Origin of the sequence: Tolypothrix sp. FACHB-123 (assembly GCF_014697075.1) — a bacterium.
GTDB lineage: Bacteria > Cyanobacteriota > Cyanobacteriia > Cyanobacteriales > Nostocaceae > Aulosira.
Genome location: NZ_JACJRE010000012.1, coordinates 79480 through 96429, shown reverse-complemented (window position 1 = coordinate 96429; position 16950 = coordinate 79480). Strand labels below are relative to the sequence as shown.

The following is a 16950-nucleotide window of genomic DNA, read 5'->3' as shown; positions in this document are numbered from 1 at the left end:
AGCGACATATCCCCAAAACCATGAGTATAATCGATTACTATAGTTTTTTTGGGTTTAGAGGATTGATTCATGGATAAGTCAATTATTCAATTGGTTGACGAATTACCATCAGACAACATTACTGTCAAGGTATTGAAGGCTCTCGATTATGTAGCTCCAGGTCAATGGAACAACTTGGTAGGGTTTGATAATAATATCCGTACAATCACGGGAGAAACTGACGCTAAAGTTATTCAAAAAATTCGCGATCGCGCTGTCTCTCTCTATCACGATCCTCAAAATGGCTATCAAACTGCTATCAAACTTTATCAAACTATCGATAAAGCCGACACGGCTATGGCTACAGCAGCTTTAGCTAACAAGGTTGGCGAAAAAATTGCTTTTCTCGGTTTTTTAAGTAATATCACTCCCAAAGCAGATTTAACTCAAACTATAGATTTAGTCTTAAAAATCGCTGTTGAAATCATCGCTTTCTCTAAACTCAACGGACTTCCTAGCCCCAATCCTCAAGCATTTGCAGCTACTTTAAGTGAAAACTATAAAGATGCATCCTTAACCCGGATGGTAGCTTTAGTTTGTCTAGATGGATTGCTACCTTTAGGCCCTGATTTCCTCACCAAGATTCACACTATTATTAGCGGTACTGACGCTAATGTAGTCGCGCAAAATCCTGTGTTTTCAGCAGTTAGCAACTCTTTACCAGGTAATAATGCGACAGAGAAATTTGGCTTTATTACTCAAGCTTTTAACTCGGTTCAAGGTTGGATGAATGGCTTAGTGGCGAAGACTGGTGTAACTCCCCAATCTTTGTTTAGTCATTTAGGTAATTTTATCCAAATTGCTGATGATAACTTAGATTTCGTGGCTGCATTCTTGGATCAAGCTACCAATTACTACGAGCATACAGGTATTCAAACTGTAGCGCGGGCTGTGATTGTGCGATCGCATTCCTTAGTGAAAGCGGAACTAGCACAAGAGTCACCTCAACCTATGCGAGATAATTCATCCGCATCCGCTGCAAAATCTGCTAGTGGTGAATATGCAGTCAATAAAACTGTAGAAGTTTGGGATGAAGATGAAGAAGATTGGTATCAAGCCACCATTGAGAAAGTTGAAAACGACCAGTTCTTTGTGCATTACCTCGGCTATGGTTCATCCTACAACGAATGGGTAGGCGAAGATGAGATTCGGTTACGCGAACATGGTGCAAGCGATCAGAATGGCTTTGCAGTAAAGCAAAAAGTCAAAGTTTGGGATGAGGAAAACGAAGATTGGTATTCCGCCAGTATTGAGAAAATCCAAGGTCAGCAATACTATGTGCATTACCTAGATTACGACTCTTCTTATGATGAGTGGGTAGATTTGGAAGAAATTAGATAATTCATAATTCGTAATACCCTGCGGGAAGCCCAAAGCGCTACGTAATTGGTAATTAAGAATTTGCTGATATCCCCGACTTCGTGGAAAAGTTGGGGATATTTTTGTTCGATGTTTTAACAGTAATATCGTTTTGATCGTCATCAAAGTCGTTTTGATCGTCGTCAATATCGTTTTGATCGTCGTCAAAGTCGTTTTGATCGTCATCAAAGTCGTTTTGATCGTCGTCAATATCGAGTTATTATGAATTAATCAATTCTAAAGTGAATTGGTGATATTTCAACAGAGTAGGACGATGACCGACACTGATAAAAGTTGTGCGTGTATCTACTAGATATTGATATAAATTGCCTTCGTTTTCTATATCTAAAGCGCTAGTAGCTTCATCTAAAATCACATACTTTGGCTTGGTAATCATCAAGCGAGCAAAAGCAATACGCTGTTGTTCTCCTAGAGATAGCACATCAGACCAGTCTTTTTCCACATCAAAACTGCCAAATCTTTCCACTAAATTTGGTAGATTGACTTGTTGTAATACTTGACAAAGTTCATCATCAGTTAAATCAACAGTGAGTTGAGGATAGATTAGCTGATTGCGGAGATTACCCAAAACCATATAAGGGCGTTGAGGTAAGAAAAGAATTTCCTCTAATTTTGGTCTAATAATTGTACCTGTACCAGAATGCCATAATCCGGCGATCGCTCTTAATAAAGAACTTTTCCCACAGCCACTAGTACCTTTAATTAAGAGTCCTTGTCCAGGTTCCAAGGCAAATGAAATATCATTAAATAAAACTCTCTGATAATTTGGCGTATACAAAGTTAAATTTTCAACAGCTAAAAGGTTCTGTTCTATAATATTAATAGTTTTATACTGCGCTACCCGTTGCTGAATTTCTCTTTCTGGCTGTTCCAAGCAATTATAAAATTCAAACAAACGCTCAATTCCTGCACCTAAACCAGTCAAATTTTCAAACCTTCTGACAAGAACATACAAAGCTCCGTTAAGAGCCATAAATGCTCCTGCTGTTTCTGTAATCTTTCCTACTTCTAATTCTCCAGCTAGAACATTGGGAGCTAGAACCAATGCAGGTAGAATTGGGGGAATAATATCATAAGCTCTCATGAAAGCACCAAAATATACTTGTTGCCACATTATCCAAGTCTGGAAATTATTAAATACTCGCTTAAATAAGGATTGGAGCAAGTTTATTTCCTGTGCTTCTCCGCGATAAAAAGCTACTGATTCAGCATTCTCTCGCAGACGAACTAAACCAAAGCGAAAATCACCTTCTTTTCTCTGCTGCTCGACATTAATATTAACTAGTCTTTTGCCAAAGAAACCAAGTGAGATTAGAGTACCACCGCCAGCATAAATGATTAAAAAAATCATCAGAGTAGGTGAAATACCCCAGAGAACTCCACTAAAAGCAATAATTTGTAAACAAGTATTAAAAAGATCTAAAAATATAGAAATTGAAACTTCCGTAAAACCTTGGATATCTTCAGCTATACGCTGATCTGGGTTATCAATTTCTTTTTTTAAATGATTTATTTCATAAAAAGAACGTTTATTTAAATATTTATCAATGAAATGATTAGTTAACCACAATCGCCAAGCTAGAATCGGTTTAAACCGGACATAAATGTACCAAACTCTCACTATAGCTAAAACAACCCGCAAGCCTATAAATATGCCTATGCTTGTCCAAAATCTCTGAGTATCTTTATCTGCCAGAGCGGAAACAAAATTACCTTGTTGAGTGTTAGCAAAGACATTTATTTGTGTAGATAATTGCAACAATGCCAAGAGCAGAAAAATGGAAAAGATTGCGCCCCATTTTTCCTTACTTGACCAGTAAAGTTGAGCAATTGCCCAAAATTTATGGAAAATATTAAACTTATTTTTTAGATATTTTTTGGGATTCATAAGCGCAAAATGATTTGTGGGTTTAAAGAATAAATTCAGATAAAACAAACAAGTTATTTTATACTTGCAGGAAGTATAACAATGGTGTATTTGGCTAGCTAAATAGCTGTATATGTTTGCGTAAATAAACCCTATGCAACTGCCACAAGTCTAAAAAATTGGTATTAAATCGTTGCAGAGAACGCTCCAATTTTCGCCAGATGCTATCCCTATCTTTTTCTTCAGTCTTAATAGCTAAAAAATTTCCTTCGCTCCGTAGCTAGCAGCAGTATCAACATACTGAATACCGAATTCAAACGCTGTTTGAATGATTCTTAAAGCATCAGCTTCTCTATCTTTATTGATTGAGTCGTGTTTGTATACTTGCACTTCCCAATCCAAAAATAGAAACTTTTACACCCGTGAGTCTTAGCACTCGCTGTAGCATTGTCGCGATTGACTGAGCAGCATTGGACGTTCCCCGTTGCAAAGTATGTCTACCCCCAACACCGCTCGCTACAGTCGAGCTATTAGGTAAAACATTATACCTTGTTTTGTTTTGTGCCATCTTTTCTAAAAACTATTTAACTAAATAAAATTTGTAAATTGAGCAATTGAAAATTTTTGCAGTTAGACAGAGCTATACTTACGTGTTTATTATTTCTTAATTTTTGAATTAAATCAAATTTGATATCTATATAAATGCTGATGATTGATATAGATATCATCAATGATATAGCCAATATATCATCGATAAACAGGCAAATCATGCTAAAATCGGGGTTTGAGCCTGAATAATCACCATTAATACAACACTTAAATGAAGCAAAAGCATCAATTTTTAATGAGGTTACTAATATTAAAAGTTGATTTTGAAGTTGAAAAACTAATGATAAGTTCACGAATTATTGCGTTCAGCCGCAAATAAAATATGGCAGATGAACCATCATTTAAAATATAAACTGATGGTTAAATATACAGAAAAACTAGTTTTTAAGCTTGTTGCTGTTGCTTATACGTTGTATCTCAAAATACAAGCAATATTAGCTGACTTATATCTTGCAACTGGAAACTTGGATATCAATTCCTGTGAATTCCCATGCTAATGGTTTAAGTCTAATGAACTAGACTAAACAATATTTTAGTATAATTAGGTGCATCTAAGCGCTAAATTACTTTTAATGTCAATTTAAATGCTGCTGTAACAGCCCAATGAATACCTCTGGCATTTCTAGATGGGGTAATATGCCCGTATCTGCTATTTCATAAAATTTGCGAATTGCCCCGTAATTTAAATTGGCTAACCTTCTACCCAATTTAATGCTGGTAAATTGCGCCTTTTCTCCCCAAAAAAACATTGTGGGAATTTTGAGTTGCTGAATATATAAGGTTAAATCAAAATACAAGTCACCTCGCAAAAATGCCAAGGCGGAAAATTTAGCATTAGGCTGTTGGGCAGAGGTTAAATAAGCTTGCACCATTTCTTGAGAAACTCGTTCTGGCTTAGCAAACAGAAAACTTTGCAGAAAGTTACGCACGGCAAACTCATTTTCTGCACCGATCGCATAAATTAAATTATCCAACAATGGTGTATTGATGACTGACAAGGGCAATCTCCGTCCTGCGCCTTGTCCAAAATCATCAAAACCGGAAGGACATACTAAAAATAGAGACTCGAATAACTCAGGCTGGGTAATAGCCAGGCGAATAGTGAAAGCTGCTGTTAAGGATGAAGCGACAACAGATACTTTTTGACGACAAGTTTTGCCGATAAATTCTGCGATCGCATTGAGATAATCTTTAATTTGATAATCCCACACAGGATGGGCAGAATCTCCCCAACCAATTAAATCTGGGGCTAATATCCGGTAACTGGAAGCAAAAGCCGGATAAACTTTAGACCATTCGTAGGCTGATGCACCGCCACCAAAGTTATGCAAAAACAGCAAAGGGGGTAAATCTTCAGTATCAGCGATCGCCCACGGTGCAGTTGTTTGGGTATAGTAAACCATTGCCCCCAATGAGGTATGAATCACTTTGTGCCCAAAGCCAGGAGGTTGGAACTGAAGCATAAAATTAATTATGAATTATTAATTATGAATTATGAGTTATGAATTATCTAGACATCCTCAGGGTAACTTGTCACCAACTAGACAGTAATGCAATCGATACCACTACGAGGACATAAAAATCTCTCTTTTCCATGCCCAATGCCCCATGCCCAATGCCCCATTTCACTTTTCATCCTTGCCAGTAATTTGCACAAGTTGCTGGAGATTATCTCCACTAATATGATAAGCAGCCCCAAAACCGACGACAAAACGACCTTCCCTAGGAGTTAATTGGAAAACGCGGAAGTCATTTAAGCTACGCAACAGTTCAATAATTTCCCCAAACCGCTGTTGAAATTGCTCAACAATTTGATTCCATTGGTCAGTGTCCCGTTCAATTAAACTTGCTTGACAATCAAAACTTAAACGCCGACGGGCAAAAATTTGATTAGTCTGGCTTTCATCTTCAATAAATAAAACACAAACATGAGGATTGGTATAAATATTTTTAGTATGCGTCGCCAGTCCGCTAACGTAGATATAAATATTTTGCGCCCTATCCATCACAAAGGGAGCATAGCTAGCATTAGGTATTCCCGCTTCATTAACGGTACTAATAATTACGCTTGTAAATTGTTCGGCAAATTTTTCGTACTCAGCTTGAACTTTCTCCAGTTGGCTCATAAGCTAATTTCCATGAAATGAGTAGCAATTCCTTAAGTATCCTAACGTTGTTTAAGTGGGTCGGCGTAATTCAAGCTAAATTGGCTGAGTCCGTCATGTGTCTTCGGTCGTTTGTAATTTGTCAAGGGTTTCAGCTTATTTATTTAAGTTTGTTAACATAATTTTGTTTATATAAAGTTTGTGGCACATCCATATATTCTAGAGGTCATGGCAATGCCGTGCTCCTACCCATTATTGGATACATTAATCAACCGTCAACCATCAAGAATTCCTTCACTTATAACAACGGAAAAATAACTAATTTTAAAAACTAGGACACACTTACCAGTAATTAAACGTCAAAACACGAGGCGATGGTATGAGCAAGTAAAATTACCTGTCGTTGCGTAAAAATTAAGAAAGATTGCAGATTTATCTCTGAGGAGGTTTGACCTTCAGCCAATTTTGCTATCAACAACTTACTTCTATTCTCCAAAATTCGCCAACAAATTCAATCCCTGAAGCCTGATTCTGTAGGATTTTCGTAATTACAAATTACGAATTGAAATTTTATTTAGATTGATGAGGAGGAAAAATCTTGATGTCTAAAAATCATTTTTTACATTCTTTATTAGCAATTACACAGAGTTTGTTACCTAATTCAGGCATGACAATAGATATTGAGATTCAGCAATTAAAAAATAACACCAGAAAAGCTTCCGTAATTAAGTTTTGTTTAGTATTACTCAGCGCTAGCAGCATGGTAATTTTTCCGGCTGTGGTGATTTCCCCAGAAACAGCATTTAGTAGTGAAGTGGTGCAAACAACTTCTTGGCGAGAGGTATTGAATATTAATAATTTATTTCAGCGCAGGCGCAGACGCACGGCGGCACGGGGGAATTTCTGCCCAATTTCTCCCGGCGTACAGGGGGAAATAACGCAAGTTTGGAGCGATCGCCCTTTGTTTATTTGGCAAGGTAATATTCAAACTATTGGTTTACGCGCTCGTGGTAGCGATACAGATAATTTGTGGAGTCAATCTGTAGAAGCGCAGCAGAGTATAAATTATACAGGCGAAAAACTGCAACCAGGGCAAATTTATGAATGGACTGTGTATCGCGGTAAGAATCCGGCTATGTTTGTGCCATTTCGATTGATGGATAGCCAAAAACGCGATCGCATTACCCAGGAATTACAAACGCTCGAAACAGAACTGCAAACCAAAGGAGCAGACAAAGAAGCGATCGCTTTAGCAAAAGCCAAATATTTTGCAAATCAGCAATTGTGGTCAGATGTCTTACAACAAGCTTATTCTATTTCCCAACCTTCCGATGAGTTGAAGCAAATTCGCCAAGATATCGCCCAACAATTATGTACAGCACCTCCAGCCAATAACAATAATGCTGCCACGCCTAACAAGAAGACTTGAGGATGATGACAAATTCTTCATGAAAAATTTATCCGCACTGAGATTTTTGCATAGGTTGCCACCCCTGAGAAATATATACTTATGAGCAAGCCAATAAGCAAGCAATATGAAATTGCTGCACCAGCATGAATAATTTAGGAGATGCAAGGATGAAAGGCTTAAAATTAGCAGTTGCAATTTTGACATTAGGAACATTAGCGATCGCTTCCCCATCTGAAGCCAAAAATTTATCCCAGAATCAACAAACACAACCATCACAAATTATTGCGCAAACTCCCACACCACCTGCAAGTAACAGCACTGTTTCCAACCACCTCAAACGGGGGATTGAAAAGTTCCAATCCAAAAACTATTCCGGTGCGATAGAAGACTTTAACCAAGCGCTAAAGCTGGAACCAAAAAATACTTCAGCCTATGTAGGGCGTGGTGCTGCTAGATTCTTGTTAGAGCAATTTCAAGCTGCCAAGTCTGATTTTGACACAGCACTAGAAATTACGCCAGATATCGCTTATGCCCATTATTTCCGGGGTTTTACCAATTATGCTTTAAAAAACAAACCAGCTGCGATCGCTGATTTACGCAAAGCATCCACATTGTTCCAAAAAGAAGGAAACCAAGAATTAGCTCAAAAGGCCGACAGCGCCGCCAAGCAGATAGAGACTAATTAAAGCATTGCACAATCAAATAACTAATGTAACAACCGGGTTGTGCAAAGCTTTATTTGTATTCCCGGTTTCTTTTATCCTCAATTACAAATCTAATTTTTGCATATGTTCCCCCAGGCTCAGAGATATATAGATATATCACTTCTGATTCTCCGGCGATCGCTCAGCAGATTATCAAGCTCAAATTATCAATTTTGTCAACGATAAAAAATGCATTATTACAAAATTAGCTTAACCGCACTGACAACTTTCATTTTGACCATTTCATCAACAGCAGCAAATTTCTCTGTCATATTTCCACCATCACAGGTACTAGCGCAAACTGCAAATAACCAACAAGCAGAAGCCAGCCGATTAGAAAAGCAAGGTTTTCAGGAATTTAACAATAAACAGATACCAAAGGCTAGGCAATTTTGGCAACAAGCTTTAACTCTCTATAGAGAAATTAAAGAGCGCAAAAAAGAGTCATTTTTACTAATACTTATAGGAATGACCTACCAAGTTGAAAATCAACATCAAACAGCAATTAATTACTTGGAACAAGCTTTACCCATAGCGCAGCAACTTCCAAATCGCCATAACGAAATGTCAATTTTCCAACTTTTAGTAATGAGTTATAGCTCGCTAAAAAATTACGATAAAGCCCTGGAATTTGCTCAACAAGCTTTGGTAAGTGCCAAGACAAACAATAACTATGAATCTGAAAAAACTTGGCTAATCAATATTGCTGAAATATATGAAGACAATTTACAAGATTATGGTAAAGCCATTGAATATTATCAACAGGCTCTGGTGAGGGCAAAAGCAGAAAATGACCAAAAAACAGAGCGGAATGTGCTAGTTAGTCTTTCTCAACTTTATCAAAAAATGCCCAACCCCCGATAGAGGATTTTTTTATTAATCTTGAAAAACTCACAACTAAACACTTTGTGCGGTAAAAACCATGAATTATCACAAAACTACCTTAACTGCAATTATCACTTCCATCTTGACTATTTCATCCCTACCTGCAAACTTTATCCCATTATTTCAACCATCACAGGTATTGGCACAAAGTACAACTAGCCGCGCCATAGAAGCCGAAAGACTTTTTAAGCAAGGTATAGAGTATCTGAATGCTCAACAAATTGATAAAGCTAGACAATCTTTGCAAAATGCTCTAACGATTTATCGAGAACTTCAAGACCAGAATCAAGAGTCGGTAGTCTTGTTAATGTTGGGACTTACTTATCAGAAATTCCGTGATTACACTACAGCAATTAATTACTTCGAGCAAGGTTTAAAAATAGTAAATACTCTACCAAATCGAAATAATGAATTTGTTTTTGTCCGACTTCTCGGGGATAATTATCTAATTTTAAATAACTATCCTCAGGCAATTAAATATTACCAGCAAGCTTTAGTAATTGCCAGGGCAAAAAAAGATATAAAAAATGAAAAGGAACTGCTAGGTAATCTAAGTATTGGTTATATTTATGTCAAAAACTATCCAGCAGCAATTGAGGTTTCCCAGCAAGGTTTAGCAATTGCCAACAGTTCTCAAGATGCAAGATACAAAATGATATTTTTCCAAAATTTGGGAAAAGCACACTTTTTTTTGAAACAGTATAACAAAGCGGCTGATTACACTCAACAGAGTTTACAAATAGCCAGAGCAATTAAAGATAGTAAAACCGAGAAAGAATTAGTTAACATTCTCGGGATGATTGCCTACGAAGTTAAATCTCAAGCACAGTAATTAGGTTATCAAGAAAGGGAGAAGGCAGGAGACAGGAGGCAGAAGGGAATACTGTTTCCCGGCATAAAAGAACTGGCGCGAGGAGTTAGAATATCCTTCCAATTACTCCTTCTGCCCTCTGACCTCTCCCTCCTGCCTTCTTCAAAGCCTACTTTGAATTCAATTGAATCAGGGAAAAATCATGTATTCTTCAAAAATTAATTTAGCTACATTGCTCACGGTTGTGCTAACTATTTCATCCCTACCCGTGAATGTTTTAATACTATCCCATACTGATCAAGTATGGGCACAAACTGTAAATAATCGAGAAGAAGAAGCAAAGCTACTACTTCAACAAGGTGCAGCACAATTGAGTAATGGAAATATTGCGAGTGCTAGAGAATATTTACAAACAGCTTTGGCTATTTATCGAGAAATCAAAGAACGTCAGGGTGAATCTGGCGTTTTATTTTTTTTAGGAGTCTCTTACAGAAAACAGAGCGACTACAATACAGCAATCGATTACTACCAACAGGCTTTGAAGATAATACAGGGACTGCCACAACGTCCTAATGAAGGGCAAGTTTTAATACACCTGGGAGATGCTTATCGCCTACAAAATAAATATCCTCAAGCATTACAATATTATCAACAATATTTAGCCTTAGATCAGCGAGTGCAAGACAACCAAAATCGCATAGCTGTTCTCGGAAATATGGGCAGAACTTACACAGGAATGAATGATTTACCAAAGGCAATTGCATATTATCAGCAAGCTTTAGCACTGGCAAAAAATACCAGCGATCGTCAGAACCAAATAATAATTCTGTATTACTTGAGTAAAATTTATCTGAATATAGAAGATTATGCCGCAGCTATTGATGCTTCTAATCAAGGTTTAGCGCTGGCTAAAGAACTATCAAATAGTTCAGCAATGCTCGATTTTTTAGAATATCTCAGTACTGCTTATTATTTCATTGCTGACTACGATCGCGCAATTCAATATGCTCAACAAGGTTTAGAAGTCTCTCGTGCAATTAAAGACGTTAATAATGAACGTCAAGCTTATAATAATATCGGTAATAGCTATTATCAAAAAAGGGAATATGATAAAGCTATTGAGAACTATCAGCAGGTTTTAAAAATTGCTCGTTCTCAGCAAAATCGTAAAGCCGAAGGGCAAGCTTTAGGAAATATTGGATTAGCTTATATCAGTAAAGGAGAGGCAGCTAAGGCAATTGATTTCTTGCAACAAGATTTAGTAATTGCACAGGAATTTGGCGATGCGTTAATTATAAGTCAGACATTAGGATATTTAGGTAATGCTTATATTGAATTAAAAGATTATAGTAAAGCCGTGGAATATTTCCAGCAAGGCTTGGTAATGACACGAAAAGCCAAATACTCTAGAGGAGAGGCAATAACATTATACAATTTAAGTCGGGCATTGATTTCCCTTAATAAATTGCCAGAAGCAGAAAAAAGTTTACTAGAAACAATTGAAATCTGGGAAAAATTGCGCGAAAAATTAGGTCAAAATGACAAATATAAAGTTTCAATTTTTGAGGAGCAATCTAGAACTTATCACTTACTACAAAGAGTCTTAATTGATCAGAAAAAATATGATGAAGCTTTAGTAATTTCTGAGCGGGGAAGAGCTAGAGCATTTGTAGATTTGTTAACTTTACGGTTATCTGCCAATTCTCAACGAAGTGTTAACCAAATTATAGATGCAAAAGTCGAAAAACCAACCTTACAACTGTTACAACAAATCGCCAAACAACAAAACGCTACTTTAATTGAATATGCGATTGATTACACAATAAATCAGAGTAAACAAATCGATTTAGCGCTATATATATGGGTAATTAAACCCACTGGTGAAGTGATTTTTCGTAAAGGTGATTTCTTACCTCTAGTTCAAGAACAAAAGATAAATATCGGACAATTAGTAGATGGTACTCGTCAAGCAATGGGTGTGGTAGATATTCAAAGTCGGGCTGGTGGTATTATTATCGCTGAGAATGAAAATGGTGTTGATAAAACTAGCCAAAATAAACGCTTAAAGCAACTGCACGAAGTGTTAATTAAACCGATCGCAGATATTCTTCCCCAAAATCCCAGCGATCGCGTTATTTTTATTCCTCAAGGTTCGCTGTTTTTAGTTCCTTTCCCCGCGCTTCAAGATGAACAAGGTAAATACCTGATTCAAAAGCACACCATTCTCACAGCCCCATCAATTCAGGTATTGGATTTAACACGTAAACAAAAGCTAAAACAAAGAAACTCGAAATTAGCTAAAGGAGAAGCCTTAGTAGTAGGTAATCCCACTATGCCCCGTGTAGCTTTAAAGCCTAAAGAAACACCAATACAGTTACCCCCGTTACAAGGTGCAGAAAGAGAAGCAAAAGCGATCGCACCCCTATTAAAGACAAAAGCGATTATTGGTAATCAAGCCACAGAAACTGCGATCGCCCAAAAAATGCCCCAAGCGCGACTGATTCATCTAGCCACACATGGTTTACTCGATGATAGCCGGGGATTAGGAAGTGCGATCGCCCTGACACCTTCCGCTAAAGATAACGGTTTACTCACCGCAGAAGAAATTTTAAACCTGAAACTCAATGCAGATTTAGTTGTCTTAAGCGCTTGCGACACCGGAAGAGGACGAATTACGGGTGATGGTGTCATCGGCTTATCGCGTTCTTTAATTAGCGCAGGTGTTCCCAGCGTCATTGTCTCCTTATGGGCAGTTGATGACAATTCCACATCAGTGCTGATGACTAATTTCTATCAAAATCTCGAACAAAACTTAGACAAAGCCACAGCACTCCGCAAAGCCATGCTAACAACCATGCAAACAAATCCTGAACCTTTACAATGGGCTGCATTTACTCTTATCGGTGAGGCGCAGTAAAAAAATGGGGGATTGTTTCTGAAGAATTGGAATAACTATTTCTTCAGCCAGAAGTTTTACTGCACAACTTGAACAAAGATATAACCTCAGACATCCACCTATTTATTGATAATTAAAAACTCTCTCTAGAGAAAGAACTCTTTAGGAATTTTATTCTCTAAATTGATGTTAGTAAATGCAAAGTTTAAATTACCACAATAGCTATGACTAACGAACCTAAAGAGCAAATTAATCAACCAGTAAGTAAAGATTGGCATAGTCAAGAAGAGCCAAACGTCAAAGAAAGAAACTTAACCGCCAATCCTGGAGATAGAATCGCTGACGAACCGCAGTCAGTTGAAGAGAAAGCTCAACAAGTAGCTGTAGATTCACCAGATATTACCGGAGATCATATAAAAGTTCCTACTTACTTTGTAGTTGATTATCCCGATGGTGAACAAAAAGCACTTCACCATGTTAAAGACGCTGAAGAAATTTCCGATGTAATTCGCCAAGCAAGAGTAGACGAAAACGGCGATCGGATTTGGTGGTAGTGTGGAAACTTTGGAAGGAAAGGCAGAGGGCACAAGGAATATTTTAATCTGCCATTCAATCTCTAATTTCATACCCTGTAATTGGTGTAGCTTGTAGTATTAGGGTGGGTAATGCTCACCCTAAATTTTTTAATTTTATAGCTAAAATTCTAGCTAATTTCTAGTATTTATTTAGGTTTAAAATTGTAGGAAACTTGCAATAATCCCGATTTATAGGTTTTGACATTTGTCAAGTCCAGCAAAGTTTCTAAATTACTATCTTTCCAAATAAGTGGAATCCCATCTCCGAGAATAATCGGATGCATGGAAAGAATTAACTCATCAATTAAACTGTGAGATAAAAAATAATGAATTATTTGTCCTCCGCCGACTAACCAAATATCATCACCGCTAGATTGACGCAACTTGTTGATAAAAGTCTGTAAATCAGCGCCAACAAATTCTACGTTATCGTCAGATGTACCTTGTAATTTATGGGAAAAAACAAAACCTTTTTTACCTTGATATGGATATTCTCCAAAACCTAGCATTTGCTGATAAGTTTTACTACCTATCAGTACCGTATCAATTTGGTTAAAGAACTCGGTATAACCGTAATCTTCATCTGTGAATAGCCAATCCACATCTCCAGATTTTCTCGCAATATATCCATCGAGGCTAGCGGCGATAAATAACCGTATTTTGCGCATAATCTATTGATTGTTGAAAAAAAATCGCAGCGATTAATAATAGCATTAACCAACTAAATCTAGGAGTATAAAGCCCCTGCGAGCGACAAGGCGCTGGCTCCCCTACACTTGTTTACATCTTTAGAAACTTTCTCGGTTAGCTAGAAATTACAAATCACGAATTATCCATTGCACTGACATAAGCATCTATATTTTTCAACCGCATAATAACTTATCTCAAAAGACATTATGCCAGCTGACAGTGCGATCGCCAAAATCACCCAAAATTAATCTTGAACGCGGAACTCCCAGATAAACAAAAACCGCCCAAAGTAACTTGAGAGCGGTTTTGAGATAATAATAATATATGGGGGCTTCATAGTTGTATGCCCCAGTTTCGGTATAAATCGTTCTGTATATAAGGGTATACAGATTGATTTTGAGCCATTCCGGAAAAATCTTCAGGTTAATGCAAAAATATATCTTGAAAATGGGCATTGGGTATTGGTAATTTCCCCCTTGTCTCCCTTATCTTCCTTGTCCTCCTTCTTGTCCCCCTTCCCGTACCAAGAAATTTACCGCTAGATTGATGCTTAAGGGTACATTAGAATCTAAACTAGTACGGGCGAACTATTGTGAGTAGATAATGTCTGATTTAATTTTATTTTGGCATCGTCGGGATTTACGAATTGCTGATAACACAGGACTAGCGGCGGCGCGGCAACAAAGTTCTCAGGTAGTGGGAGTATTTTGCCTAGATCCGAATATTCTGGAAGGAGATGATGTTGCATCGGTGCGCGTAACTTATATGATTGGCTGTTTGCAAGCTTTACAACAGCGATATAAGCAAGTAGGTAGTCAACTGTTAATTTTGCGAGATCATCCTGTAAAAGCCATTCCCCGGCTAGCTGCGGCGTTGAATGCCAAAGCTGTATTTTGGAACTGGGATGTAGAACCTTATTCTCAAGAACGCGATCGCAATATAATTGAAGCTCTTAAAGAAAAAGGTATAAGATTTTTAGAAAAAAATTGGGATCAAATTCTGCATACACCAGAAGAAATATTTACAGGTAGTAATAATGCTTACACTGTTTACACGCCTTTCTGGAAAAATTGGATTAATAAACCTAAAGCCAAACCAGTAGAAACGCTGCACGATGTCGAAGGTTTAACGCCAGAACAACAAGAAATAACCAAACAAGCAGGAGCGATCGCATTACCCACAGCTAAAGATTTAGGATTTAATTGGGATGGTGGCTTAATTCTTTCCCCAGGAGAAGCCGCAGCGCAAGAACGGCTTGAGGAATTTACTCGTGCTGCTATCAATGAGTATCAAGAACAACGCAACTTTCCCGCCATTGATGGTACATCTCAACTGAGTGCAGCATTAAAATTTGGTGCTATTGGGATTCGCAGCGTTTGGCAAGCTACCCTAGAAGCATTAGAAAATAGCCGCAGCGAAGAAACCGAAGTTAATATCCGTACTTGGCAACAAGAATTAGCATGGCGAGAATTTTATCAACATGCAATGTATCATTTCCCAGAATTAGCCGATGGCGCATACCGCAACACGTTTAAAAATTTCCCTTGGGATGATAACGACGAACATTTTCAAGCCTGGTGCGAAGGTAGAACAGGCTACCCCATTGTTGATGCAGCCATGCGACAAATGAATGAAATTGGTTGGATGCATAACCGTTGTCGGATGATTGTTGCTAGTTTTCTCACCAAAGATTTATTAATTAGTCCCAAATTGGGCGAGAAATATTTTATGCAACGGCTAATTGATGGCGATTTATCTGCTAATAATGGTGGTTGGCAATGGAGTACTTCTAGCGGTATGGACCCGAAACCATTGCGCATTTTTAACCCAGCTAGCCAAGCTCAGAAATTTGATGCCGATGGTGAATATATCCGCCAATGGGTACCAGAATTGCGTTCTATTGATACGGAATATTTAGTAACAGGTAAAATCACGCCCTTAGAACGTCGTGCTGTTGGTTATCCTGACGCGATTGTGGATCATAATCAACGCCAAAGGCAGTTTAAAAACCGTTATCAACAACAAAAAGAACTGGTGGGATAGGTAGTGCGATCGCTTTTAAATCAACATTACCTATCAGTTATTTTTAAGCGATCGCTTTTGAGGTGAAAAATTATGCGAGGCGTTAGTACAGCTTTAAATTTAAACGCAAAGGTAAGCGGAGGTATGCGCAAAGGTACGCGGAGGATTTGTGAGGAATTAAGGAAATTTTGGATTTAGTTAATTTTGCAATTATTTTGTGTGATTTTACCATTAGCGCTAAAATCTCGTTATATATGTCAAAATCGGTACTATGAGCGTGCAACCAAAATTTAATATTTGCGTGTTTTGCGGTTCTCAATCTGGAACTAAACCTGCATATCAAAATATTGCTGCTACCTTGGGTCAGAGTATTGCAAAACGCCAAATTGGGTTAGTATATGGTGGTGCTTCTATTGGATTGATGGGTACAATTGCAACTGAATGTCTGAACGCTGGCGGTTATGTTGTTGGAGTGATGCCAGAAATTCTCATATCTTATGAAATTGCTCATCCTGGATTATCTTCTCTAATAACCACAAATACTATGCACGATCGCAAAGCTATGATGTACAAATTATCAAATGCTTTTGTGGCGCTTCCTGGTGGTGTTGGTACATTAGATGAATTATTTGAAATCGTGACTTGGGCGCATCTTGATATTCACAAAAAGCCCATTGTTTTGCTGAATGTTGCTGGATTTTTTAATACTTTACTCGCATATCTTGACCATACCGTTCAAGAAGGATTTGTATCAGATAAAGTTCGCTCTTTAATACGTGTTTACGATGATGTGGAACTAATGTTAGACAATCTTGAGCAAGAAAATTCTTTAGTTGGTAATAGTATTTCTATGAATTCTTTACAACAATCTCTAGATGAATATTCACTACTGGCGGAAGAATTAAATAAATAATTTATTACACCAAAGCACATTACAGGCTTGAATGCGAAGGGAT

The 16950-nt window shown here is 37.6% G+C and carries 16 protein-coding genes; 9 read left to right on the top strand and 7 right to left on the bottom strand.

Features of this window, described 5'->3' with window-relative positions; genetic code table 11:
• Positions 1 to 69 precede the first annotated feature (69 nt).
• Positions 70 to 1380, top strand: a complete 1311-nt coding sequence (locus tag H6G41_RS11000; RefSeq protein WP_190746233.1) for an agenet domain-containing protein — start codon at positions 70 to 72, stop codon at positions 1378 to 1380.
• 238 nt (positions 1381 to 1618) lie between these two features.
• Here H6G41_RS11000 and H6G41_RS10995 read toward each other — a convergent pair whose 3' ends face one another.
• The 5 genes from H6G41_RS10995 to H6G41_RS10980 all read right to left on the bottom strand — a co-directional run bounded on the left by H6G41_RS10995 (position 1619) and on the right by H6G41_RS10980 (position 6021).
• Positions 1619 to 3307 (bottom strand): ABC transporter ATP-binding protein/permease, encoded by a 1689-nt coding sequence (locus tag H6G41_RS10995; RefSeq protein WP_190746232.1) that lies wholly within the window; start codon positions 3305 to 3307, stop codon positions 1619 to 1621.
• Positions 3308 to 3401: 94 nt separating this feature from the next.
• Entirely contained in the window at positions 3402 to 3497 is a 96-nt protein-coding gene (locus tag H6G41_RS35055; RefSeq protein WP_242037882.1) for an aldo/keto reductase, read from the bottom strand.
• A 44-nt stretch (positions 3498 to 3541) separates the two neighbouring features.
• Positions 3542 to 3676, bottom strand: a complete 135-nt coding sequence (locus H6G41_RS35730) for a hypothetical protein (RefSeq protein WP_277878094.1) — start codon at positions 3674 to 3676, stop codon at positions 3542 to 3544.
• Positions 3677 to 4470: 794 nt separating this feature from the next.
• On the bottom strand, positions 4471 to 5358 hold the full coding sequence (locus H6G41_RS10985) for an alpha/beta fold hydrolase (RefSeq protein WP_190746231.1): 888 nt from the start codon (positions 5356 to 5358) through the stop codon (positions 4471 to 4473).
• Between the two features lie 162 nt (positions 5359 to 5520).
• Entirely contained in the window at positions 5521 to 6021 is a 501-nt protein-coding gene (locus tag H6G41_RS10980; RefSeq protein WP_190746230.1) for a HugZ family protein, read from the bottom strand.
• Positions 6022 to 6601: 580 nt separating this feature from the next.
• Between H6G41_RS10980 and H6G41_RS10975 the strand changes: the two genes are divergently transcribed.
• From H6G41_RS10975 to H6G41_RS10950, 6 genes are all read left to right on the top strand, one after another.
• Positions 6602 to 7429, top strand: a complete 828-nt coding sequence (locus tag H6G41_RS10975) for a hypothetical protein (RefSeq protein WP_190746229.1) — start codon at positions 6602 to 6604, stop codon at positions 7427 to 7429.
• 149 nt (positions 7430 to 7578) lie between these two features.
• Positions 7579 to 8097: a tetratricopeptide repeat protein gene (locus tag H6G41_RS10970; RefSeq protein WP_190746228.1), complete on the top strand. Its 519-nt coding sequence runs from the start codon at positions 7579 to 7581 to the stop codon at positions 8095 to 8097.
• 207 nt (positions 8098 to 8304) lie between these two features.
• Positions 8305 to 8979 carry a tetratricopeptide repeat protein gene (locus tag H6G41_RS10965; RefSeq protein WP_190746227.1) on the top strand — a complete coding sequence of 225 codons (675 nt, stop codon included), beginning with the start codon at positions 8305 to 8307 and terminating at the stop codon, positions 8977 to 8979.
• A 58-nt stretch (positions 8980 to 9037) separates the two neighbouring features.
• On the top strand, positions 9038 to 9832 hold the full coding sequence (locus H6G41_RS10960) for a tetratricopeptide repeat protein (protein ID WP_190746226.1): 795 nt from the start codon (positions 9038 to 9040) through the stop codon (positions 9830 to 9832).
• 181 nt (positions 9833 to 10013) lie between these two features.
• Positions 10014 to 12728, top strand: coding sequence for a CHAT domain-containing protein (locus H6G41_RS10955; RefSeq protein WP_190746225.1), 2715 nt, complete (start codon positions 10014 to 10016; stop codon positions 12726 to 12728).
• Between the two features lie 203 nt (positions 12729 to 12931).
• Positions 12932 to 13261, top strand: a complete 330-nt coding sequence (locus H6G41_RS10950; protein WP_190746224.1) for a hypothetical protein — start codon at positions 12932 to 12934, stop codon at positions 13259 to 13261.
• 167 nt (positions 13262 to 13428) lie between these two features.
• On the opposite strand, the gene H6G41_RS10945 is transcribed toward H6G41_RS10950, so the two are convergent.
• Together H6G41_RS10945 and H6G41_RS10940 are read right to left on the bottom strand one after the other, a co-directional pair.
• On the bottom strand, positions 13429 to 13950 hold the full coding sequence (locus H6G41_RS10945) for a dihydrofolate reductase family protein (protein WP_190746223.1): 522 nt from the start codon (positions 13948 to 13950) through the stop codon (positions 13429 to 13431).
• A 216-nt stretch (positions 13951 to 14166) separates the two neighbouring features.
• Entirely contained in the window at positions 14167 to 14427 is a 261-nt protein-coding gene (locus tag H6G41_RS10940; protein ID WP_190746222.1) for a hypothetical protein, read from the bottom strand.
• 148 nt (positions 14428 to 14575) lie between these two features.
• On the opposite strand from H6G41_RS10940, the gene H6G41_RS10935 reads away from it, so the two are divergent.
• Together H6G41_RS10935 and H6G41_RS10930 are read left to right on the top strand one after the other, a co-directional pair.
• Positions 14576 to 16015: a deoxyribodipyrimidine photo-lyase, 8-HDF type gene (locus H6G41_RS10935; RefSeq protein ID WP_190746221.1), complete on the top strand. Its 1440-nt coding sequence runs from the start codon at positions 14576 to 14578 to the stop codon at positions 16013 to 16015.
• Positions 16016 to 16265: 250 nt separating this feature from the next.
• The gene (locus H6G41_RS10930) at positions 16266 to 16907 is read left to right on the top strand and encodes a TIGR00730 family Rossman fold protein (protein ID WP_190746220.1); all 642 of its coding nucleotides are present in this window, start codon (positions 16266 to 16268) and stop codon (positions 16905 to 16907) included.
• The last annotated feature ends 43 nt before the right edge of the window (positions 16908 to 16950 follow it).